10 protein-coding genes are annotated in these 23,210 nt (G+C 67.8%); 9 read left to right on the top strand and 1 reads right to left on the bottom strand.

Annotation, left to right across the window (positions count from 1 at the left end):
- Positions 1-62: 62 nt before the first annotated feature.
- Positions 63-428 carry a hypothetical protein gene (locus JAB8_RS14695; RefSeq protein WP_070290341.1) on the bottom strand — a complete coding sequence of 122 codons (366 nt, stop codon included), beginning with the start codon at positions 426-428 and terminating at the stop codon, positions 63-65.
- A gap of 259 nt (positions 429-687) precedes the next feature.
- Between JAB8_RS14695 and JAB8_RS14690 the strand changes: the two genes are divergently transcribed.
- The 9 genes from JAB8_RS14690 (at position 688) to JAB8_RS14650 (ending at position 23,210) form a co-directional block, all read left to right on the top strand.
- Positions 688-1,350 (top strand): secretin and TonB N-terminal domain-containing protein, encoded by a 663-nt coding sequence (locus JAB8_RS14690; protein WP_175445201.1) that lies wholly within the window; start codon positions 688-690, stop codon positions 1,348-1,350.
- Positions 1,351-1,352: 2 nt separating this feature from the next.
- Complete coding sequence (locus tag JAB8_RS14685; protein ID WP_070221741.1) at positions 1,353-1,910, top strand: RNA polymerase sigma factor; 558 nt, start codon at positions 1,353-1,355, stop codon at positions 1,908-1,910.
- Positions 1,903-2,850, top strand: a complete 948-nt coding sequence (locus JAB8_RS14680) for a FecR domain-containing protein (protein ID WP_070290340.1) — start codon at positions 1,903-1,905, stop codon at positions 2,848-2,850. The genes JAB8_RS14685 and JAB8_RS14680 overlap by 8 nt, the downstream gene beginning before the upstream one ends.
- A 186-nt stretch (positions 2,851-3,036) precedes the next feature.
- Entirely contained in the window at positions 3,037-16,674 is a 13,638-nt protein-coding gene (locus JAB8_RS14675) for a filamentous haemagglutinin family protein (RefSeq protein WP_070290338.1), read from the top strand.
- Between the two features lie 141 nt (positions 16,675-16,815).
- Complete coding sequence (locus tag JAB8_RS14670; RefSeq protein ID WP_175445200.1) at positions 16,816-18,453, top strand: ShlB/FhaC/HecB family hemolysin secretion/activation protein; 1,638 nt, start codon at positions 16,816-16,818, stop codon at positions 18,451-18,453.
- A 56-nt stretch (positions 18,454-18,509) separates the two neighbouring features.
- Complete coding sequence (locus JAB8_RS14665) at positions 18,510-20,288, top strand: MotA/TolQ/ExbB proton channel family protein (RefSeq protein WP_070290336.1); 1,779 nt, start codon at positions 18,510-18,512, stop codon at positions 20,286-20,288.
- Positions 20,289-20,301: 13 nt separating this feature from the next.
- Positions 20,302-20,712, top strand: coding sequence for a biopolymer transporter ExbD (locus tag JAB8_RS14660; RefSeq protein WP_034753784.1), 411 nt, complete (start codon positions 20,302-20,304; stop codon positions 20,710-20,712).
- Positions 20,713-20,722: 10 nt separating this feature from the next.
- On the top strand, positions 20,723-21,439 hold the full coding sequence (locus JAB8_RS14655) for an energy transducer TonB (RefSeq protein ID WP_227742072.1): 717 nt from the start codon (positions 20,723-20,725) through the stop codon (positions 21,437-21,439).
- Positions 21,440-21,476: 37 nt separating this feature from the next.
- Positions 21,477-23,210, top strand: coding sequence for a putative porin (locus JAB8_RS14650; RefSeq protein ID WP_070290334.1), 1,734 nt, complete (start codon positions 21,477-21,479; stop codon positions 23,208-23,210).

Below are 23,210 nucleotides of genomic sequence, written 5' to 3'. Positions count from 1 at the left end.
TACGCAATCGGCGCGATTGCGCAATCTTGACAGCGCAAATGGACTGTGCGTTGACAAGCGCTTCAACGGGGCGGCAGCAGCGGGCTGGCGGGCGCGGGAGCCGGCGGCCTCTGCGGCGTGACGGACTTGCCAAAGGCATTGCCCATGCGGTGTTCGAGGGCGGCGCGGTTGTACAGGCCCAGCTGGTTGGACGGACGCTGCATGATCGCTTCGGCGCCGGACAGGGCGGGCGGCGGCCGGTTCATGGTGTTGCTATTCGGCAATAATTTTTCATTCAAGCAAGACATCGATGGCGCGCGCTGGCCGTTCGCTTCCACTTCCACGCAGCCCTTTGGCGGCGCGGCGGCCTTCACGACGACGGTGTGCTCGTCCGCCTGCGCGGGCAGGGCGGCGCAGATCAACAGCAACAGTGATAACAGGCGTGCCATGGCGGCTCCCGGAGCGGTGAATAAGCGTCCAGCATAGCAAGGTCATGTGTCGCGGCGATGACACAGAGCGGGACGCGGGCTGGCGCCATGTCATGCAGTTGTCATTTTATGAAGCTACCATCCTGCCATTCTGCAGACAACATTGCAGTCAAGACACTTCATGAGCAGGATTTTTCGTTGCGTCCCCTGGAAAATGACACTAAGCCACCGCCGCGCCGCAAGGGGCAATGCCCTGTCCGCCTGCTTGCTGATGACATTGATGACATTGATGACATTCGCGCGGCCCGCTACCGGTGCGGATGGCGCTGATGCCAGCGCGCACTCTACCCTGCGCTTCGACTTGCCCGCCCAGCCGCTCGACGCGGCCCTGGTGGCGTTTGGCGAAGTGACCGGGTATTCCGTGCTCGTCAGCAGCCAGCTGGCGGCCGGCAGAGTGGCAGCGCCCGTGCGCGGTGACTACACGCCGGCCGAGGCGCTGCAGCGCCTGCTGGCCGGCACGCAACTGGGCGCGCGCTTCAGCGGCAGCAATGCGTTTACCTTGCTGGCGCTGGCCGACGCCCCGGCAGCGCCGGCGCCCTTGCCGGCCCAGGCCGCTCCTGCCGCGCCACCGCTGCAAGGCTATGCGGTCATCCTGCAGCGTTCGCTCACGCGCGCTCTGTGCCGTTTGCATCCGGACGCTTTCGGCCGCTACCGCCTGGCCTTCCAGCTGTGGCTCGACGAGCGGGGCAAGGTGCGCGCCGTGCACGTGCTGGAAGCGAGCGGTGTGGAACAGCGCGACAACGCCGTAGTGCAGCGCCTGCGCAGCCTGTTGATGGACGGCGCGCCACCGGCGGGCTTGCCGCAGCCGCTGACGATCCTGTTGACGCCGCGGCCCGACCCAGCTGCCGATTGCGCGCCCTACCTGCCGGCCGGAGCGACTTGAGCATGTCGGACTTGCTGAAAGCCACCTTGCGCAAGCTGTTCCTTGAACGCTATGGACAGTTTCGCCGCCACCTGCAGCGCCGCCTGGGCTCGGAAGACCTGGCCAACGACGCGCTGCATGAGACATATTTAAGAGTGGAAAAGATGACCGCGCCCGAAGCGATCAGCTATCCGTCCGCGTATCTGATGCGCATCGCCATCAACATTGCGGAAGATCAACGCCGTGACAATGCGCGCCTGCTCAGCCTTCCCGATATCGACGACTTGTACGAGATGGCCGACGAGCTGGCCGACCCGGCCCGCACCTTCAGCGCGCGCGCCGAACTGGAAGAACTGGAACGGGCCTTGCAGGAGTTGCCGAAACGCCGGCGCGCCATCGTCATCGCCGCCCGCGTCGACCAGTTGCCGCACCGCGACATCGCCGAACGCTTCGGCATTTCCGCCCGCACGGTGGAGAAGGAATTGCGCGCCGGCCTCGAACATTGCTGCGAGCGCATGGGACGCGATTTCATCCAGCGCTTCGGTCCCGGCGCGGGAAAAACGTCTAAACATCATGATTGAACAAGCGGAAGACGACATGGGTGTCATCCAGAAGGAAGCGCAGGCATGGGTCGTGCGCCTGGCCTCGGGCCAGGTCAGCGAACGCGATGCGCAAGTGTTTCGCCACTGGTGCGCGCGCAGCCGCAGGCATGCCAACGCGTTTGCCGAGGCGCGCGCCGTGTGGGGCGCCATGGCGCCGGCCGCGCGCGCCGTCAAGCGGGCACAGGCGCCGGTGAATACGGCGCGGCGCGCCTGGCTGGGTGGCGCCGTGGCCGCCTCGCTGGGCTTGCTGGTGCTGCGCCCGCCGACGGACCTGTGGCCGGCCGTGGCGGGCCTGGCCGCCGACTACGCCACGGGTACGGGCGAGCAGCGCGAAGTGGCGCTCGATGGCGGCGTGCTGGTGCAGATGAATACGCAGACGCGCCTCGACGCGGCGCCCGTGCAGGACGGCGCCGCATCGCTGGTGCTGCTGGCGGGCGAGGCGGAATTCCAGGCCGGCCTGCGCGGTGCGGCGCGGGTGCGCGTGCAGGCGGGCGACGGCAGCGTGTCGGCCGGCAGCGCGCGCTTCAATATCCGCCTGTTCGGCCAGGAAGTGTGCGTGACGTGCCTGGCGGGCCGCTTGCGCGTGGCGCAGGCCGGCCACGATGCTGAACTGGCGGCGGGCCAGCAGCTGCGCTACCGGCCCGAGCATTTCGGCATTGCCCGCGCGGTGGCCAAGAGCGACGTCAGCGCGTGGCGCCACCGGCTGCTGGTTTTTAAACAAAGCACCCTGGCCGAGGTGGTGGACGAGGTGAACCGCTACCGTCCCGGCAAGCTGATCCTCAATGGCGACGCCTTGAAACAGACGCGCGTGCAAGCGAGCTTTTCGCTCGACCGCCTCGACGACGTGATCGCCCTGATCCAGGATGCGTATGGCGCGCGCGTGACGCGGCTGCCGGGCGGCATCGTGCTGTTCGGCTGAACCCCGTCTTGGCGCGCCAAGGCGGGGCGCCAATTATGACATTTTGATGACCTTTTGCAGTCCCGGACCTTGTTCCCTGTCAATGCTGCTGGAAGCCGCGAATCAGTGCCTGCCGCCCGCCCCGTGCGTGGTGCGCGCCGCCTCGCGATATCGGTCAGCAACGGAACATGAAAAGGGAATGTCGCCATGCAGCGAAGCAAGTCGGTCACGAAACACGCATCCTCCTCCGCCATGGCGGGCAACCGGACCGGTCTCCCGGTGCGTCTGAAACCGCTGGCGCTGGCCATCGCCATGCTGCTGCAGGCGGGCGGCGCGCAGGCGCAGCAGCCGTTCAGCGGCGCCTGGTTCGCGGGCAAGGGCGCGCAGCAGGGCACGGCCGCCACCACGGGGCGCTTGCCGAATGGCCAGCCGGCTACTTCGCTGAACAATCCCCTGCTGCAGCAGCAAAAGGCCGAAGGCAAGCTGCAGCAATCGCTGAATAACCTGTTGCTGGCCGCGCGCGGCATCGCCGCCGAGCAGGCGGTGCAGGCGGCCGCGCGCCAGGCGGCGCTGGCGGCGGGCGGCGCGCCCGATGGCTTGGTCAAGGGCGGCTTGCAGGTCGACACGAACAGCCTGACGGCCGGCTGGCTCAATGCCCAGGGCCCCGTGCAGACCCAGGCCGACGGCAAGACCGTCGTGAAGATCGTGCAGACGGATGACAAGGCGATACTGAACTGGGAAAGTTTTAACGTCGGCAAGAACACCAGCTTGCAATTCGAGCAGAAATCGAACTGGTCCGTATTGAACCGGGTCAATGATCCGCTGGCACGCCCCAGCCAGATCCAGGGCCAGATCAAGGCCGACGGCACGGTGATGATCGTCAACCGCAACGGCATCGTGTTTACGGGCAGCAGCCAGGTCGATACGCGCAACCTGGCGGCGGCCGCCATGGGCATGAGCGACAGCCAGTTCAAGAGCGGCCTGTACGGCAAGGCGCAGGGTACGGGCGCCGTACCGACCTTCGCGAATGACTTGCTGCTGGGCCAGAATACCTCCACGCATGGCAAGGCCGAGGCGGACGTCGTCGTCGCCGCCGGCGCGCGCATCGACACGCGCAAGCCGCAGACGGTGACGGAAGGCGGCGGCTACGTGCTGCTGGCCGGCCGCAGCGTCGACAACGCGGGTGCCATCACTACGCCGAATGGCCAGACCACCCTGGCCGCCGGCGACGCCATCATCGTGCGCCCGGGCCAGGGCACGGACAAGAACCAGTACTCGAGCACGCGCGGCAATGAAGTCGAGATGCTGCGCGTGGCGGACAGCAAGGCGGGCAGCGTCGTCAACAATGGGCTGATCCAGGCGGCCGGCGGCGACATCACGCTGAGCGGCAACACGCTGCGCCAGGATGGCGTGCTGCTGTCGAGCACCAGTGTCAACGGACGCGGCAGCATCCACCTGGCGGCGGCGGGCGAGAATGCCGGCGTCACCCTGGCGCGCGGCAGCGTCAGCGCCATTGTCATCGACGACAACGGCGCCACGGCGCTCGACGTGCAGCGCGACACCTTGCTGAAAGATACAGGCAAGGGCACGGACACGCCGCAGGACCGGCGCGACCAGTCGCTGGTGCGCATCGTCTCCGCTGGCAATGTCGAGTTCGAAGGCGATTCGCTGACCCTGGCCACGGGCGGCCAGGTGCTGGTCGACGCGGCCCGCCGCAGCCACGTGGCGCGCGACGCCGCCATCGACGTCTCGGGCGCCGTCGGCGTGAAGGTCGACATGAGCAGCAACAATGTGCTGATCAACGTGCAAGGCAACGAACAGCGCGACGCACCGGGCAGCCGCGACGCGAAATACCTGAACAACAGCGACGTGTGGGTTGACCGCCGCGACCTGGTGCTGGTGCCGGCCGGCACCAACGGCTACGCCACGGACCGCTGGTACACGGCCGGCGGCTTACTGGAAGTGAGCGGCTACCTGAACACCAGCGGCCACGGCATCGGCGAATGGGCGGCCCAGGGCGGCACCGTCGGCTTTGGCGGCGGCGAAGTGGTGACGCAGGCCGGTTCGCGCATCAACATCGCCGGCGGCTCGCTCGACGTGCAGACGGGCATGGTCAAGCAGACGTGGCTGAAGGGCGCCGATGGCGCGATGTACAAGCTGAGCACGGCGCCCGGCGACAATTTGTACACGGGCCTGTACCGCGGCTATGAAAGCACGCATGCGCGCTGGGGCGCGAACACGACGGAAACGTACGCGAATGCCCTGATCGGCCCGCGCGAACGCCTGGAAAACGGCTATACGGTGGGCCGCGACGCGGGCCGCCTGATCGTGTCCACGGGCGCCGCCGTGCTCGAAGGCGATATCGACACCTCCGTCTTCCAGGGCGAGCGCCAGCAGCGCAAGCGCGATGACGGCATGGACAGCTACAAGCAGGCGCAGACGGCGGCGGCGCGTGCCGGTCAATTGATCGTTGGCAAAATGACGCCCGTCTTCGATCCGAAGGCGGGCCGGCTGCGCGACAGCCCGCAAGCCGTGCTGGAAAAGGTGCAAATCGGCAAGGTGGCGGGCATCGCCGATGGCCAGCTGCTGGGCGAAGCCTTGCCGGCCGCGCGCAGCAAGACCTTGCAGCTCGATGCCGACTGGCTCAACGGGCTGGAGCTGGGTGCCCTGAATATCTACGCCTACGACAAGCTCGACGTCAATGCCGACGTGCGCGTGGCCGATGGCGGCGACATCGCCCTGCACGCCACCGACGTGGCCATCAAGGCGAATGTCAGCGCGCGCGGCGGCAGCATCGCCGCCGGCGACATCGTCTCGCGCTACCTGGCGGGGGCGGGCGACGTATGGGCTGAAGGCAAGCTGGTGCCGGACAACCGTCCCACGGGAACGGCCGGTGTGCGCGTGGCGCCCGGCGTGCGCCTCGATGCGCGCGGCCTGTGGAGCAACCTGGAACTCGACCCGGGCGCGGTCGCCGGTTTGCCGTATGTGAATGGCGGCAAGGTTACCCTGAAGAGCTCCGGCGGCATCGACCTGACGGGCGGCAGCGTCATCGACGTCTCGTCCGGCGCCGCCCTGATGGGCAATGGCAGCCTGCAGGGCGGGCGGGGCGGCGACATCACCCTGGCCGTCGACCTGCCGACGGAGAAAGCGCCGACGGGCGCCATGCTCAAGCTCGACGGCGAATTGCGCGGCCATGGCGTGAAGGGCGGCGGACGCCTGGTCATCGACAGCGGCGCGGCCGTCAGCATCGGCGGCAAGCTGCAGGGCGGCGACGTGCTGGCGGCGGGGACCGGCGCTGCGCCAGGCCTGCGCCTGGCCGATGAATTCCTGATCGCCCAGGGCGAGAAGATCCCCTTCGATCTTGCGCTCAGCACCAGCCTGATCAAGCCGGGCCAGGTTTTGAGCAAACCCGTGACGGCGGACGTGTCGGTGCAGAAACCGCTGGTGCTGGGAGCCGACCTGCTGGTGCCGTCAGGCGCCTATGTCGTCACCGCCGGCGGCACGTCTGTCTACCAGGGTTCCATCGTTCGCGCCGGCAGCGTGCTGACAGCCGTCAACAACCTGCCGGTCGGTTTCGTGGTCTCGGCGGCGGTCTTTCCGAACGGCTTGCCGATCCCGCCGGTGACGACGCAGTATGCGGCCGGCAGCATCGCCACCGACGACCTGCGCGCGCCGCGCGGCATGCTGCTGCCGGCCGGCACGGTGCTGGGGCGCGACGTGACCGTCAAGCCGCTGCTGGCGCTGGACGCCAGCCTGTTCCAGAGCGGCTTTGCCGACTATGCCGTCACGGGCCGCGATGGCGTGGTGGTGGTCAAGGACGCGCACATCGACGTCACCATGCCCGTGCTGCGCTTTAATCCCGCCACCGGCCACACGGTGGCAGGCGGCACCGACCCGGGTGCCGCGCTGGAAGTGTGGACGCCGCCGCTGTACCAGGAGGATGCGCGCAAGGCCCGCTTGACGCAGCGTACCGGCGCCGACCTGTCGCTGACGGCCGGCAGCTCCTACGTGAAGGGAGCCCTGGCGGTGCAGGAAGGCGCCGCCATCAAGGTCGATCCGGGCCGCCAGATCAGCCTGACGGGCAATGACCAGATCACCATTGACGGCCGCCTCGACGCCTGGGGCGGCAAGATCGCCGTCCTGCCGGGCACGTTTGGCACGGGCAATGAGGTGGATGTGCCGAACGGCAAGGGACAAGCCACCTCGATCTGGATCGGCGACAAGGCCGTGCTCGACGTGGCCGGCCGCGCCACGGTCGCCACCGACATGCGCGGCGGGCGCTATGGCCGTGCCGACCAGGGCGGCAGCATCGAAATCGGCGCCCGCTACAAGGCCGATGCGGCCAGCGTCGACGCGGCCGATGCCTTTGTCGTCGTGCGTCCGGGCGCGCTGCTCGACGCCAGCGGCGCGCACGCCACGCTGGACTTGCCGCAGCAGGGCACCGTCAACGTGGCCGGCAACGGCGGTTTGATCTCGCTCAGTTCGTATAACGGCATCTTCGCCGACGGCACCCTGCGCGCGGCGGCCGGCGGCGCCGGGGCGGCCGGCGGCACCTTGGCACTGGCGCTGGACACGCCCAATTATGGCAAGGTCAACCGCTACACCTTGCAAGGCGACAACGTGGACAACGCGGTGCGCGTGCCGCGCGAAATGCAGCTGGCGCAGGTGCAGGGCGAGAGCGCCTTGCCCGACGACTTGCGCGCCGGCCAGCAGGATGCGGCGCTGCGCTACGGCAGCGCGCGCCTGGGCGCCGACCGCGTGCAGGCGGGCGGCTTCGACAACCTGGCCCTGCACGTGAACGGCATGCTCAGCTTTGACGGCGACGTCAATCTGTCGCTGGGCCAGAGCCTGCGCCTGAGCGCCAGTTCGCTGGGGCTGGCGCAGCAGCCTGTGCCCGATGGCGAGGACAAGGCGGGCAGCCTCGCCAGCCAGGTGCATCTGGCGGCGCCGTATGTGCGCCTGGGGACGGCCGCGCGTGCGCAGAAGGATGACTACATCGTGCCCAATGCCGTGAAAGGCTCGAAGAACCTGGGCAAGGGACGCGGCATGCTGGGCGTGCCGCTGGTGGCCGAGGATTCCCTGCTGCAGATCGATGCGGGCATGCTCGACATCGCGGGCGAGGTCAACATGGGCACGCGCGGCACCATCGCGCAGAGCAGCGGCGCCGACCTGGTGGTCGAACGCGACGCCTTCGAGCAGCTGACCCTGAGCAGCCGCGGCGACATGCGCCTGTCGAACAGCGCCGCCCTGTACCAGCCCGGCAATGCCACCCTGGTCGCCGCGCAGATCTACCCGGCCACGGGCGACAGCGGCATGGTCACGGTGGGCCAGAAGAGCGGCATCGACGAGTATGGCAATATCCGCGTCACGCTCGACCCGTTGCGCACGCTCAATATCGGGCGCAGCGGCGACGGCGCCACGCCGAACCAGCCGTTCTCCGTGTTCGGCACCCTGAGCCTGGTTGCACCCACCATCAACCAGCATGGCGTGCTGCGCGCGCCGCTGGGCCAGATCAACCTGGGCGCCGAAGGCTTTGAAGCCAATACGGGCCGCGTCAATCTGTTGCCTGGCAGCCTGACCTCGGTCAGCGCGAAAGGCTTGACGATGCCCTACGGCGGCACGCTCGATGGCTTGAGCTACCTGTATGACGGCAACGATGTCGTCTTCAAGGGCGTGGGCAACGGCCCGGAGATCGCCTTGACGGGCGCCGCCATCGACGTGCAACAAGGCGCCGTGCTCGACATGTCGGGCGGCGGCACCTTGACGGGCGCGGCCTTCCTGGCCGGACGCGGCGGCTCCACCGACGCGCGCCTCAATCCGCTGGTGCAGATGAAGCCGAACGGCGGTTTTACCCTGCCCGGCCTGAACACCAACCCCGTGTACGCCATCCTTCCCGGCGTGCAGCCGGACGTGGCACCTTTGACGGCCGAGCAAGGCGCGGGCAAGCCCGCCGTGGGACGTCAGATCACTATCGGCGCGGGCGTGCCCGGCCTGGCGGCCGGCACCTACACCCTGCTGCCGTCGAATTTCGCCCTGCTGCCCGGTGCTTTCCGCGTGGAATTGAATGGCCTGGCCGGCGCCGTCGAGGCGGGCGGCACGGTGGCCATGCGCAATGGCTCGTATGCGACGGCGGCTCAGACGGGCGTGGCCGGCACGGCGATCCGCGACGTGGTGGCGCGCCAGGCCATCCTCACGCCGGCCGACGTGCTGCGCACCTATTCCCAATACAACGAGACGGGCTATGCCGCCTTCGCCGTGGCGCAGGCCACGCGCGACGGCGTGCCGCGCGCCGCGCTGGAGCGCGATGCCAAGGGCGTGCGCGTGCAGCTGATCGCCCCGTCCGTGCACAGCGTCAAGGACAACCATACGCCGTTGATGATGGATGGCAGCGCCCTGTATGCGCCGGCCGAGGGCGGCTTCGGCGGCTCCCTGCTGCTGGGCACGGGCAATCATGCGTCGACGCGCTACGAGGTGCTGGCCGACGGCACGGCGCCGCTGGCCGATTTCAATGGCGTCTCCGTGCATGCGTCGCAGATCAATGCCTTCGGCGCCCAGCGCGTGGGCATCGGCGGCTTGCCGCGCGTGACCTACAGCGACTTTGGCACGGGCAGCAACCAGCGCGCCAATATCGCCGCCATCAAGGAATCGGCGGGCGGCATCGTGCTGCGCGACGGCGCCGTGCTGAAGGCGGCCGAAGTGTTTCTGGTGACGGCGAGAAAAGACGACGGCATCATCCTGGAGCAGGGCTCCGGCATCAATACGCTGGGCCGCGGCAAGGCGGCCTGGGATTCCCGCGACGGCTATGTGTACGAGCCCATGGGCAGCGTGCTGGCCGTCTCGAACGGCTGGCTGGACATGCTGCCGGCCGCGCCGCCGTCGTCCGAATCGTATGGCCCCGGCATCATCGATATCGGCGCGTGTGCGAAGGCGGGCGGCGCCTGCGGCGGCAGCACCTCGCTGTATTCCGAGGGCACCATCGCCGCCGTGACGGAGCGCGCATTTACCCTGCGCGACAACGTGCGCTACGGCACGCGCAACCTGGTGCTGGCGATGGGGTCGATCAATGTCGGCAGCGAGGCGTCGCTGGCGGACGCCAGCGCGCGCGGCGCCCTGCCGGACGGCCTGGCGCTGAACCAGGGCGTGCTCGACCGCCTGCTGCGCGGCGACACCAGCACGGGCGCACCGGCGCTGGAAAACCTGGGTTTGACGGCGCGCAATTCCTTCAATTTCTATGATTCGTCGCAGCTGTCGACCATCGATGCGGCCACGGGCAAGTCGTCGCTGTCGCGCCTGGTGCTCAACACGCCTGCCATCTACGGCTATGGCGGCACCGACGCGCTGGCGCGCATCCACACGGACACCCTCGTGTGGCAGGGCGCGACGAATGCGCCCGGCGCCGTCGTCGCCAATGGCCCCGGCACGGGCAGCGGCCGCCTGCAGGTCGACGCCAGGCGCATCGAATTCGGCTTCACGCCGGACAGCCGTCCCGACACCATCCACAAGCTGGACCGTCTGGTGCTGGGCTTCGGCCAGGTGGCGCTCAATGCCAGCGAACAGCTGACGGCCAACAACAAGGGCAGCCTGTCCGTCTACCAGTCGCAAAGCGCGTGGGATACGGCCACCAATGGCTACCGCTACAGCGGCGGCGATTTGCTGATCAACACGCCGCTGTTGACGGGCGCGGCCGGTTCCGTCAACCGCATCACGGCGGGCGGCGCCGTCAAGGTGAGCGCACCGGCCGGTGCCGCCGCCGCCACGCCGACGAATGCGGCGCTGGCCGGTGCCCTGGGCGCAGAAGTGGCCCTCAGCGGCAACAGTGTCAGCGTGGATACGTCGGTGGTCTTGCCGAGCGGAAAATTGACCCTGTCGGCCGAGCGCGATGTATTGCTGGGTGACAAGGCCAAGCTGGACCTGGCGGGCCGCAAGATCGATTTCTACGACACCAGCAAGTACAGCTGGGGCGGCGACGTGATCCTCGACAGCCGCGAGGGCGACGTGCGTCAGGCGGCCGCTTCCGTGATCGACGTGTCGGCCGTGAACAACCGCGCCGGCAAGCTCAGTGTAATCGCCACGGGCGAGGCGGCCGGCACGGCCGACTTGCGCGGCAGCCTGCTGGGCGGCGCCAGCGGCAGCTATGACGCGGGCGGCACTCAGGTGGCCTACGCGGCGGGCGGCCTGGAACTGCGCGCCCAGCATGTCGGCGATTTCGCCGGCTTGAACCAGCGCCTGACCACGGGCAAGGTGTTCGGCAGCCGCAGCTTCCAGCTCAAACAGGGCAATCTGGCCATCGGCGACGAGCTCAAGGCGCGCGAAGTGAGCGTCTCCGTCGATGCCGGCAGCCTGACGGTGAACGGCCGCATCGACGCCAGCGGCGAACAAGTGGGCAGCATCCGCTTGGCCGGCCGCGACGGCGTCACCATCCAATCCGGCGCCGTGCTCGATGCGCACGGCACGGTGCTGCGCACGGACAGCTATGGCCAGGTGATCGAGGCGCCGAACCGCGCCGTGATCGAACTGGCCGCGCCTGGCGGCCGCCTGACCCTGGAAAACGGCGCGCGTTTCGACCTGCGCAGCGGAGACAAGGGCGGCAACTACGGCAGCATCGACCTGAACGCGCGCCGCCTCGGCGGCGCCACGGGCGACGACATCGACATCGACGCGGCCGGTGCGCTGAACATCGCCGGCGCGCGCACGATCAACGTCAATGCCTTCTGGCAATACAAGGATGCGCCAGCGGGCACGGGCAAGGATGCGGACGGCCGCAGCTACCAGAGCATCAACCAGGCTTACCTGAACGAGAAGCACGCGGACAGCCAGGCCTTCATGGCCAATGCGCTGGCGAACGGCAACTTGATGAACAACAAGCTGCGCGGCTTGCGCGGCGACGCCAATGCTTTCCACCTGCGCCCTGGCGTCGAGATCGTCAGCGCCACGCCGGGCGGCGACCTGCATATCGATGGCGACATCGACCTGTCCGGCCACCGCTATGACGGCGTCAATCCGCTGGCGCGCCTGAGCGGCGTGTACGGCTCGGGCGAGGCCGGTGCGCTGGTGCTGCGCGCCGGCGGCAAGCTCAGCGTCTTTGGCAGCATCACCGATGGTTTCGATACCAGCGTCCTGCCCGTCACGATGGATGACAAGGGCTGGCAGCTGGTGAAAGGCCGGCTGCCGTGGGGCGGCGAGGTCGTCGTGCCACAAGCGGGCCTGGTGACCCTGGCCGAAAACACCTATTTCAAATCGGGCACGAGCGTCAATTTCGCCGTGCCGATGAAAGCCATGGAGTTGCGCAGCGGTACCTTGCTGGCGGCGCGCGCCACCTTGACGGCGGAGCTGAACTTGCCTGCAGGCAGCGTGCTGGGCGGCGCCGTGCGCAATGCCGACGGCAGCGTGCTGTACGCGGCCGGCACGGTCTTGCCGAAGGCGCTGACCTTATCGAGCGGCATGCAGCTCGATGCCGGCCTGCGCCTGCCTGGCGCGGCCCAGGTGGCGGCCATGGTGTGGCCGGCGAACGTGGCCCTGCCTTTCCCGGAAGGCCGGCCGTGGGACGTGGCCGATGGCACGAATGCCGTCAATGGCGTGGTGCTGGCCTCGGCGCTGGCGCTGGACAAGGGCAGCGTGCTGCCCGCCGGCACCGTGGTCAGGCTGCCGGGCGACGTCACCATGGTGTCTCTGCGCAGCGCGGATGGCAGCGGAAGCCAGGGCCGCAACCTGGCGCTGGCGCCCATGCTGGCCCAGGGTTCGCAAGCGTGGTCGCTGCGCCTGGTGGGCGGCGCCGATACGGCGGCGGCCGACACGCGCGCGTTGAAACCGCATGCGAAGGACGCCCATCTGATGCTGGCCGATACGCATTACGGCCTGGACGCGGTGACTTCCATCGTGCCGGGCACGGGTTCGCCGGCCAAATATATCTTCAGCGAAGCGGCTCTCCTCGAAGGATATCCCGAAGGCGAGGTTGACATCAGCTGGTTTGGCGACGAGGCAAACATGCTGGAAAACTATGGCTATCTGGTGGTCAAGGTGGCCGACGGCACGCCGCCTGAGAAGGTGACCAGCGTGGAGCCGGCGCGCCAGCCCCTGTTCAGCGTGCTGCGCACGGGCACGGGCGACCTCGATTTGCTCGCCGCGGGCGACTTCGACATGCGTTCGCTGTATGGCGTCTACACGGCGGGCACGCAGTCGGCCTCGCCGCTGGTCGGCGGCAAGGATCTGTTCAACCTGCCGCGCGGCCTGAACGCCAAGGGCCAGCTGCTCGGTGCGCTGGGCACGGACTTTACGCCGTTTGTCGATGGCGGCAGCCAGAGCCTGTACCGCGCCTGGTATCCCGAGCATGGCGGCAATCTGCTGCTGCGCGCCCAGGGCGACGTCAAGGGCGATACGCTGGGCACCTCCACGCAACGCCGCGAGGATGCCATCGGCTGGCTGCGCGCGCAGCAGGACAGCAGCGATATCGGCACCTGGCTGTGGCGCCAGGGCAGCGGCAGCACGGGGGGCGGCGTGCCGACGGCATGGTGGATCAATTTCGGCACCTATGTCGCACGTCCCGAAGGCGTCGACCTGTTCTCGGGCTTGCCGGGGCTGTCGGGCTTTACGGGCATCGGCACCCTGGGCGGCGGCAATCTGCTGCTGCAGGCGGGCGGCGACGCCGGCATGCTGGCCTCGCGCGCCGATCCGGGCGGCGAGTTCGCGCCGCGCAGCCAGGGCCTGAACGTGGCCGTGGGCAGCACGGGCAGGGTGACGCCGGACGGCAAGCTGCTGCTGACGGGCGGCGGCGACCTCGATATCCGCATCGGCGGCGGGCTGAACCCCGTGGCCGAGGTGCGCAGCTTCGACCGCAACGGCGACTTCGCGAATGCCGATACACGCTTCGAGCGCCAGTACCCCACGCTCAACAGCACCTTCACCAACCTGCGCGGCGCGCTGCGCCTGGAGGCGGGCGCCGTGGGCGGCATCGAATTGCGCTTCGACCGCGCCGATCCGACGGAATCGCGGCCGTACGAAACCTACACGGCGGGTACGGCGATCGCCAGCGGCGGGCCGATCCTGGTGCCGGGCGACAGCGGCGTGCGCATTGATGCGCGCGGCGACGTGGTGCTGGGCGGCGTGGCCGATGCGGGCCGCGTGAAGCAACTGGGCTATGGTTCGCCGTTCAGCTACCAGGGCGTGGAGCGCACGGGCGAAGGCTGGAGCTGGTTCTCGCTGTGGACGCCGGCCACGGCCATCGACCTGTTCAGCGCGGGCGGCAACCTGACGCCCACCTCGTCCTGGATCAATGCGATGGCCGGCGACAACCACGCGCCGACGGACGGGCGCTTCGTCATGCCGTCCGTGCTGCGCGCCGTGGCCGCCAGCGGCAGCTTGTACTACGGCAATGCCAGCCTGGGCAGGCTGGGTGATGGCGGCAAGGTGGACATGCCGCAAAACGGCGTGATCCTGGCGCCGTCGCCAGTGGCGCCGCAATTTGTCAGGACGGGCACGGGGCAGCTGGAAATGCTGGCCGCCGACTCCATCCATGCGGCCGGTTATCCGATCACGCCATCGGGCGCCGACCCGCGCCTGCTGCCGAATCCATTCAATCCGGGCTTCGTCGGCGCACTGGACAAGGTCTGGTTCGGCCTGCTGCCGCTGCATAACGTCAGCGCCGATGCGCTGGCGCCGGGGCCATTGAAATGGTTTGGTACGACGTCGAATGGCGCCAGCGATGCCAATCAGCAAGTGTATCCGCTGTTCAGCATGACGCCGCCGACGGTTTCCGACTATGTGCCGGCAGGCCAGATGCCTGCGCACTTCTATGCCAACAACGGCGACATCGTCGGCCTGCGCACGGGCGGCATCGTGTACCGGGCGAAGCTGAAGGGCGAAACGGGCCCGCTGGGCCTGTGGTACGAGGGCGGCGGCGCCGTGGCCGTGCGCGCCGGACGCGACATCGTCAACTCCGGCACGCCGCTGGGAACGGTCGAGAGCGTGCCGGACGGCGCGGCGGGATGGACCGGCCAGCCCTTTGCCAACAGTCCCGAGCTGCCGGAAAAGCCGGTCGTCTTCGGCAGCTCGTCGGCGCGCGGCAATCTGTTCGTGCACCGCCATGCCGATGACGTTTCCGTCGTCAGCGCCGGGCGCGACATCCGCTACAGCACCTTCTATGTGGCGGGGCCGGGCCAGCTCAATGTGAGCGCCGGGCGCGACCTGTACATGGCCGACAAGGCGGAATTGCGCAGCCTCGGCTCCATCGTCAATGTCGGCCAGGACAAGCGCGGCGATGGCGCCGGCATCAGCGTGGCCGCCGGCGTGGGCCGCAACGGTCCCGACTATGCGGCCTTCGCGGCGCGCTACCTGGACCCGGCCAAGCTGGCCGACCCAAGCAAGCCGCTGGCCGACCAGGCCGGCAGCGCCGTGTATGTCTACGGCGGCAAGCTGACCCTGGCCGACTGGCTGCGCGGCCAGTTTGCCTACAGCGGCGACGAGGCGGGCGCTGCCGCCTTCCTCGGCACGAAGCAGGCCGAACTGGAAAAGGCAGGGGCGCAGACGGGCGGTGTGCGGCGCGACCTGGCGCGCGAATACGCGCAGGTCAGCCAGCTGCACCTGGTGAACTGGCTGACGACGCGCTTTGGCGGCGACAGCGGCCTGGGCATCCGCTACGACCCGGCCACCGATGCGCGCAGCTTCTTTGCCGCCTTGCCGAAGGAACAGCAGCAGGTGTACCTGAGCAATGTCTACTTTGCCGAGCTGAAGGCGGCCGGACGCGAGTACAACGATGCGGACGGCGCGCGCCGCGGCAGCTATCTGCGCGGCCGCGAAGCCATCGCTACCCTCTTCCCGGCGCAGGACAAGGCGGGCAAGAAGATCGAGTACAAGGGCGATCTGACGATGTTCAGCAGCGCGCTGTACACCGTCAGCGGATACGGCGGCGTGTTCACCAAGCGTCCCGTCGCGGGCGTGCGCTACCTGAGCCCGCAGGAATGGGCCGAGGCGGGCCGTCCCGACTACAACGTGCCTTACGTGACCGTCAACGATGCCGGCATCCACACGGATTTCGGCGGCGACATCGGCATCACGGTGCCGGGCGGCCGCGCGCTGATCGGCGTCGACGGCGGCTATGCGCCGGGCGAAGGCTCGGGCGTGCTGACGCAGGGACAGGGCGACATCCAGATGTATGCGAAAGACAGCATCCTGCTGGGCCAGAGCCGCATCTTTACTACCTTCGGCGGCAACATCCTGGCCTGGTCGGCCACGGGCGACATCAACGCGGGCCGCGGCACCAAGTCCACCGTCGTCTACACGCCGCAGCGCCGCGCGTACGACAGCATCGGCCTCGTCAGCCTGTCGCCGAGCACGCCGACGACGGGCGCCGGCATCGCCACGCTCAATCCGATCCCGGAGGTGCCGCCCGGCGACATCGACCTGATCGCCCCGCTGGGCAGCATCGATGCGGGCGAGGCGGGCATCCGCGTCTCGGGCAACGTCAATCTGGCCGCCCTGCAGGTGGTGAATGCGGAAAACATCCAGGTGCAGGGCAAGTCCACGGGCGTGCCAACCGTCGCCTCGGTGAACGTGGGAGCACTGAGCAATGCCAGCGCGGCCGCGACGCAGGCCGTGACGGCGGCGCAGGACGTGCTGCAGCGCGAACGGGCCGCCACGCGCCAGGCGCAGCCATCGTTGTTCACCGTGAAAGTGTTGGGTTTTGGCAACGAGCAGGCGGATGAGGGCGGCACCGGCAAGCAGCAGGGCGGCGAGCCGCACGCGTCCAGCTACCAGCCGGCCGGCGTGGTGCAGGTGCTGGGCGCGGGACCGTTGACGGCGCCGCAGCTGCAGGCGCTCACGCCGAACGAGCGGCGCGGACTGCAACCGTGAGTTTTATGAACATTTGATGACATTCGGCAGTCGTCGCGCGCGGCGGCTGTCTAGGCATCAGTAGATGAACATCAGCAACAAAAAAACGCCGGCCCAGCGCCGCAATACAGGGCAACCGTTTGATTTTAAGGTGAATGGAAGATGCGTGAAATGACAACCAAGGGCAGGGGCGTGCCGCCAGCGGCGCCTGCAACCGCCTTGACGATGCTGTGCCTGGCCATGCTGGCGCTGCCCGGCATGGCGCGCGCGCAGGATACGGTGCCGGCGGCGGCCCCCGTGGCCGCGCCGGAACGGCAAGTGACGATCGAGGAATACCTGGTGCGCGGCAATACCGTGCTCGACGCCCGCGCCATCGAAGAGGCGGTCACGCCCTTCCTGGGGCCGGGCCGCACTTTGAAGGACGTGGAAGGGGCGCGTGACGCCCTCGTTGCTGCATATCAAGCCCGGGGCTACCAGTCCGTCTACGTGGACTTGCCGGAGCAGCAGGTGGAGCAGGGCGTGGTGGTGCTGCAGGTGAGCGAAACGAAGGTGGGGCGCTTGCGCGTGGTCGGCGCGCAATACAACTCGCCGCTCGACGTGCGCCAGCAAGTGCCGGCCCTGACGGAAGGCACGGTGCCCGACTTTACGCAGGCGCAAGTGGAACTGACGGCCCTGAACCGCGGTCCCAAGCGCCAGGTGATGCCGCTGGTCAAGCAGGGCAGCCTGCCCGGCACCATGGACGTGGACCTGAAAGTGGACGACAGCAGCCCGTGGCGCGCCAGCGTGGGCTTGAACAACGATTACAGCGCTGATACGAAGAAATTGCGTACCAGCATGTCGGTCGGCCACGACAATCTGTGGCAGCTCGGGCATAGCGCCACCATCAGCTTTTTCGGCACGCCGGGCGACCTGAACCAGACCAAGGTGTGGTCCGCCTCGTACGTGGCGCCGATCGGCACGCAGGGCTGGAGCGTGGAAGCGACCGGCTACCAGTCGAACAGCAACGTGGCCAGCACGGGCGGCACCAGCGTGCTGGGCAAGGGCCATGCGCTGGGCATGAAAGTCAACTACACGGTGCCCAACAGCGGCATCTGGTGGCACAGTTTTTCTGCCGGCATCGATTTCAAGGATAACCAGGAAGCGCTCAAGCTCAATGGCACGGGCAGCAATATTCCGCTCAAGTACGTGCCCCTGAGCGTGTCGTATAACGGCTTTGCGCAGACGGAGGCGGCGACGTATGGCCTCGGCCTGTCGCTGGTGGCCGGCACGCGCGCTTCGTTTGGCTACGGCAGCGACAGCGCCGCCTACGACAACAAGCGCTACAAGGCCTCGCCCAGCTTCCTCGTCCTGAAGGGCGACGCCAATGCCACCACTACCCTGGGCAGCGGCGCGCAGCTGTACGGCAAGCTGGCGGGCCAGCTGGCCGATGCGGCGCTCGTGTCGGGCGAGCAGATGGCCGCCGGCGGCGCCAATTCCGTGCGCGGCTATCTGTCGGCCGAAGCGACGGGCGATTACGGCGTGTCCGGCACGGTCGAATGGCGCACGCCCCAGCTGACGTATTTCAGCCGCCTGGAAAACTGGCGCCTGTTCGCTTTTGCCGATGGCGCGCGCCTGCGCCTGCGCGATCCGATGATCGAGCAGAAAGACCTGTTCGGCCTGGCCTCCGTGGGCGTGGGCAGCAGCTTCCAGTTCCTGCGCTACCTGAATGGCCGCATCGACTTTTCGTATCCGCTGCGCGATGGCCCGCGCACGCACAAACACGTGCGCCGCATCAATTTCAACCTGTCGGCCAGCTACTGACGGGCCAGCTCAACAGCACTGCACTTTTTTAGACTTTTCTTCGGAGAATCACTGTCATGCAACGTTTTCTTTTTCTGCTCACGATCCTGGGCACGCTCGTTCCCGGCCTGGCGCATGCCTGGTGGCAGCCCGACTGGGCTTACCGCAAACCCGTCACCGTCGACGCCGGCCCGAAGGCGGGCGCGGTGGGCGGCGATCCCGGCCGCATCCCCGTGCTGCTGCGCTTGCATTCGGGTAACTTCAACTTCGAAGGCGTCAGCGATAACGGCGCCGACCTGCGCTTCGTGGCGGGCGACGATAAAACGGTGCTGAACCACCAGATCGAGCAATTCAATCCGCTCTTGGGCATCGCCCTGATCTGGGTCGACGTGCCGGCCCTGACGGCCGGTACGCCGCAGCAGCTGTGGATGTACTACGGCAATCCGAAGGCGCCCGCCTCCGGCAACGGCCAGCGTACGTTTGACCCCGACTACAGCCTCGTATATCACTTCAGCGAACCGGGCGTGCCCTCGCGCGACAGCACCGCCTACGGCAACCATGCCCAGACGGCCGTGCCGGCACTCGACGGTTCCGTCATCGGTGCCGGTGCCCGCCTGGGCACCATGCCATTGATGCTGCCTGCCTCGCCATCGCTGGCGCTGGCCGCCGGCGCGCCGTTCACCTTTTCCGCCTGGGTGCGTCCGGACAACCTGGGCGCCCAGCAAGTGCTGTATGCGCGCCGCGACGGCGCCAATGAATTGCTGATCGGCGTGGACCAGGGCGTGCCTTTCGTGCAGGTCAATGGCCAGCGCAGCAAGCCGGGCCAGCCTATCCAGGCCGCGCAATGGTCGCACCTGGCCGTCAAGGCCGACAAGAACAATGTGGCCCTGTACGTGGGCGGCCGTCCGGCCGTCTCGCTGGCCACCGCCCTGCCGGCATTCAGCACGGCCGCCTCGGTGGGTACCGACGCGCCGCCGGTCGCCGGTGGCGCCGCACTGGCCAACTTCACGGGTGCCATCGACGAGCTGCGCCTGTCGCGCACGGCCCGTCCCGACGCCCTGCTGCTGGCCGACGCCGTCTCGCAAGGTTCCGAATCGCGCCTGGCCGTATTTGGCGCCGATGAACAGCAGGCGGGCAAAAGCCATTTCGGTTTCATCATCGCCGCAATGCCGCTCGACGCCTGGATCGTCGTCGGCGTGCTGGGCCTGATGATGGTCTTGTCGTGGATCATCATGATCGGCAAGGGCCGCAGCTATGGCGCCATCTCGCGCGCCAATGCCCAGTTCATGCAGTCGTTCCACGAAGCGGCCGGCGCGCCGCTCGATCACCTGGCGCGCAACGGCAAGCTGAGCGCTTCCGTGAAAACGGATTCCTCGCTGTGGCGTCTGTATGACGTGGCCATCGACGAGATGCGCCGCCGCCACGACCGCGGCTACGACTTGAACGCCGTCTCAAACGCGACGATCGGCGCCATCCGCGCCGCCATGGATGGCGTGATGGTGCGCGAAAGCGAGCGCATGTCCAAGCGCATGATCTGGCTCTCGACCACCATCGAAGGCGCGCCGTACGTCGGCCTGTTCGGCACCGTGATCGGCATCATGCTGGTGTTCGTCGTGGCGGCCATGGCGGGCGCCGTGGACATCAACTCGGTGGCGCCGGGCATGGCGGCAGCGCTGCTGTGTACGGCTGCTGGCCTGGGCGTGGCGATTCCCGCCCTGTTCGGCTACAACTGGCTGTCCTCGCGTTCGGATGCCATCGTCGCCGATATGGCCGTCTTCGTCGATGAATTCGCCACGCGTCTGGCGGAAGAGCAGGGCGACGGACGCCAGATGCGTCCCGCGCTGCATCAGGCGTGAGGGGCGCATAACCATGGCCACCTCCGCCAAGTTTACCCCCCGCAAGCGTAGCGGCGGCATCAACATCACGCCCTTCGTCGACGTGCTGCTGGTGGTGCTGGTGATCTTCATTTTGACCAGCAACGCCAGCATCCCCGGCATCAAGGTCGACCTGCCCAAGGCCAGCTCGGCCATGGCGCTGGAAAAGCCGAAGACCAAGGCCATCACCATCGACAACGCGGGCCAGGTCTTCCTCGACGCCTATCCCGTCACCCTGCCCGAGCTGGAAGAGCGGCTGCGCACGGAAAAGGCGCTGACGCCCGACTTCCCCGTGATCGTGCGCGGCGACGCCGCCGTGCAATACGCGAAGGTGGTCGAAGTGCTGGACCTGCTGCGCCGCATCGACCTGAACCAGGTGGGCCTGGTGACCGGCAAGCCGGCATGAGGAGCGCAAGGTGAAGCGTGACGACATGATGAAGACGGCCGGCTCGGAATCGTCGGGCGCGGCGCAGTGGTGGCGCCGCTGGGGCGGCGTGGCCGGCGGCGCGCTGCTGGCCGCTGCGCTGGCCGCGCTGGTCTGGTATTTGCTGTCCGATACGGCGGCCACCAAGCGCGAAGTGGCGGCGCCGCCGATGCTGATGCTGCCACCGCCGCCACCGCCGCCGCCGGAACCGGAAAAATTGCCGGAACCGACACCGGACAAGGTGGTGCCGGAAGTGTCCGAGCCGGAACCGACGCCTGCCGACAAGCCCATGGATGACGCGCCGGAAAGCCCGTCGCCGGACAAGGGCGACCCCGTCACCATCGACGGCGCGGCGCAGGCCGGCAGCGACGCGTTCGGCATCCAGGCCGGGCGCGGCGGCGGCATGAGCGGTAGCGGCGGTGGCGGCGGACTCGGCGCGGGATCGTATGGCCGCTATGTCGCCAACGCGCTGCAGCTGGCGTTCGCCCGCGACCCGCGCACGCGCCAGCTGGCGTTCGCCGACATCCGCGTCGACCTGTGGCTCGATACGGAAGGCAGGGCGACGAAAGTGCAGCTGGTGCAAGGCACGGGCAATGCGCAGACGGATGAGCAGGTGCTGGCCATGGTGCGCGACTTCCGCGCCGATGAGCGGCCGCCGGCGTCCCTGCGTTTCCCGGCCCGGGTATCCATTAAAGGCCGCCGGCCATAGCGTCCCCAATTCATATTAATTTTTTTCGAAAGAAACAATGAATTCCATATTTTCTTCCCCACAGCGTGCGCGCCGTCTTCCACTGGCGCTGGCAGCCCTGGCCCTGAGCGTGGCGGCGGGCGCAGTACAAGCGCAGGCACCGGCCGACAGCACCATGGTCAAGCTGATCCGCGGCCTGATCCAGAGCGGCGCCCTGAACAAGGATGCCGGCGAAGCCTTGCTGGCGCAGGCGCAGGGCGAAGCGCTGGCCGCGGCGCAAGCCCGTCCGGCCGCCGCACCGGCCGCCCTGGCGCAAGTGCAGCCGGGCGACGTGCGCGTGCCGTATATTTCGCAAACCGTGCGCGAGCAGATCCGCGACGAGATCAAGGGCCAGGTCATGGCCGAAGCAAAAGCGGGCGGCTGGGCGGCGCCGAATGAAACGCCGGCCTGGACCAAGCGTATCCGCCTGGAAGGCGACGTGCGCGCGCGCTACGAATCGCGCTATTACGACATGGCCAACAGCAATATCGAGATCGACTGGCGCTCGCTCAACAGCGGCAGCGGCTACGACGTCAATTCGAACACCAACCTGGCCCTGCCGGCGTTGCTGAACACGCGCGAAGACCGCAAGCACTTGCTGCGCGCCCGTGCCCGCCTCGGCATCCTGGCCGACATTTCCGACACCACGCAAGCGGGCATCCGCCTGGCCAGCGGCAACGACGACAGCCCGGTGTCCACCACGCAAACCCTCGGTGGCGGCCTGGGCAAGAAAAACATCTGGCTGGACCAGGCCTGGCTGTCCTACCAGCCCGCTTCCTGGCTGAAACTGACGGCGGGCCGCTTCGACAATCCGTTCGTGTCCGGCGACGAACTGTTTTCCAGCGAACTCAATTTCGACGGCATCGCCGCCAAGGTGCAGCAGCCGGTCGGCGAGAGCAAGGACGTCACCGTGTTCGGCACCCTGGGCCTGATTCCGCTCGAGTATTCGTCCGACAATGCGCCTAGCCGCAGCCAGGCAAAAATGTCGAGCGAAAACAAATGGCTGCTCGGTGCGCAAGTGGGCGCGTCGTGGAAGATCAATAGCGACCATCAATTGCGTGGCGCCTTGGCCTACTACAACTTCCGCAACATCAGCGGCGAGTATTCGCAGCCGTGCGCCTTGTACGCGGGCGCCGATGGCTGCAGCACGGACTGGTCGCGTCCATCGAGCATGCAAAAGGGCAATAGCTTGATGTTGCTGCGCAATATCGCCCTGAATCCGCTCGATCCGGCCAATACGCCGCAGCCGCAATTCGTGGGCCTGGCGTCGAAATTCCGCCTGGCCAACCTGAATGCGCGCTGGGATAGCAAGGTCGCGGGCGGCACGGACTTGCGCATCGAAGGCGACTATGTGCGCAACATGGCCTACGACAAGAATGAAATGTGGGCACGCGCCAAGGGCGGCATCATGAATAACTTCGGTGGCACGGGCGGCGTCTCGCAAGCTGATTTCAAGAGCGGCGGCAATGCCTACATGCTGCAGGCGACCCTGGGCAAGGCCAGCCCGGCGGCGCGCGGCGACTGGAACGTGCTGCTCGGTTACAAGCGCATCGAACCGGACGCCTTGCCTGACGCCTACAACGATTCCACCTTCCATCTGGGCGGCACGAATGCGCGCGGCTACTACCTCGGCGGCGCGTATGCGCTCGACAAGAATACCTGGCTGAACGGCCGCTGGACGTCGAGCCGCGAAGTGTTCGGTTCGGCACTGTCGATCGACACCCTGCAAATCGAATTGAACGCGCGTTTTTAA

The sequence above is a fragment of the Janthinobacterium sp. HH106 genome (genome assembly GCF_001758725.1).
GTDB lineage: Bacteria > Pseudomonadota > Gammaproteobacteria > Burkholderiales > Burkholderiaceae_D > Janthinobacterium.
This window is presented reverse-complemented; position numbering and strand designations above follow the sequence as displayed.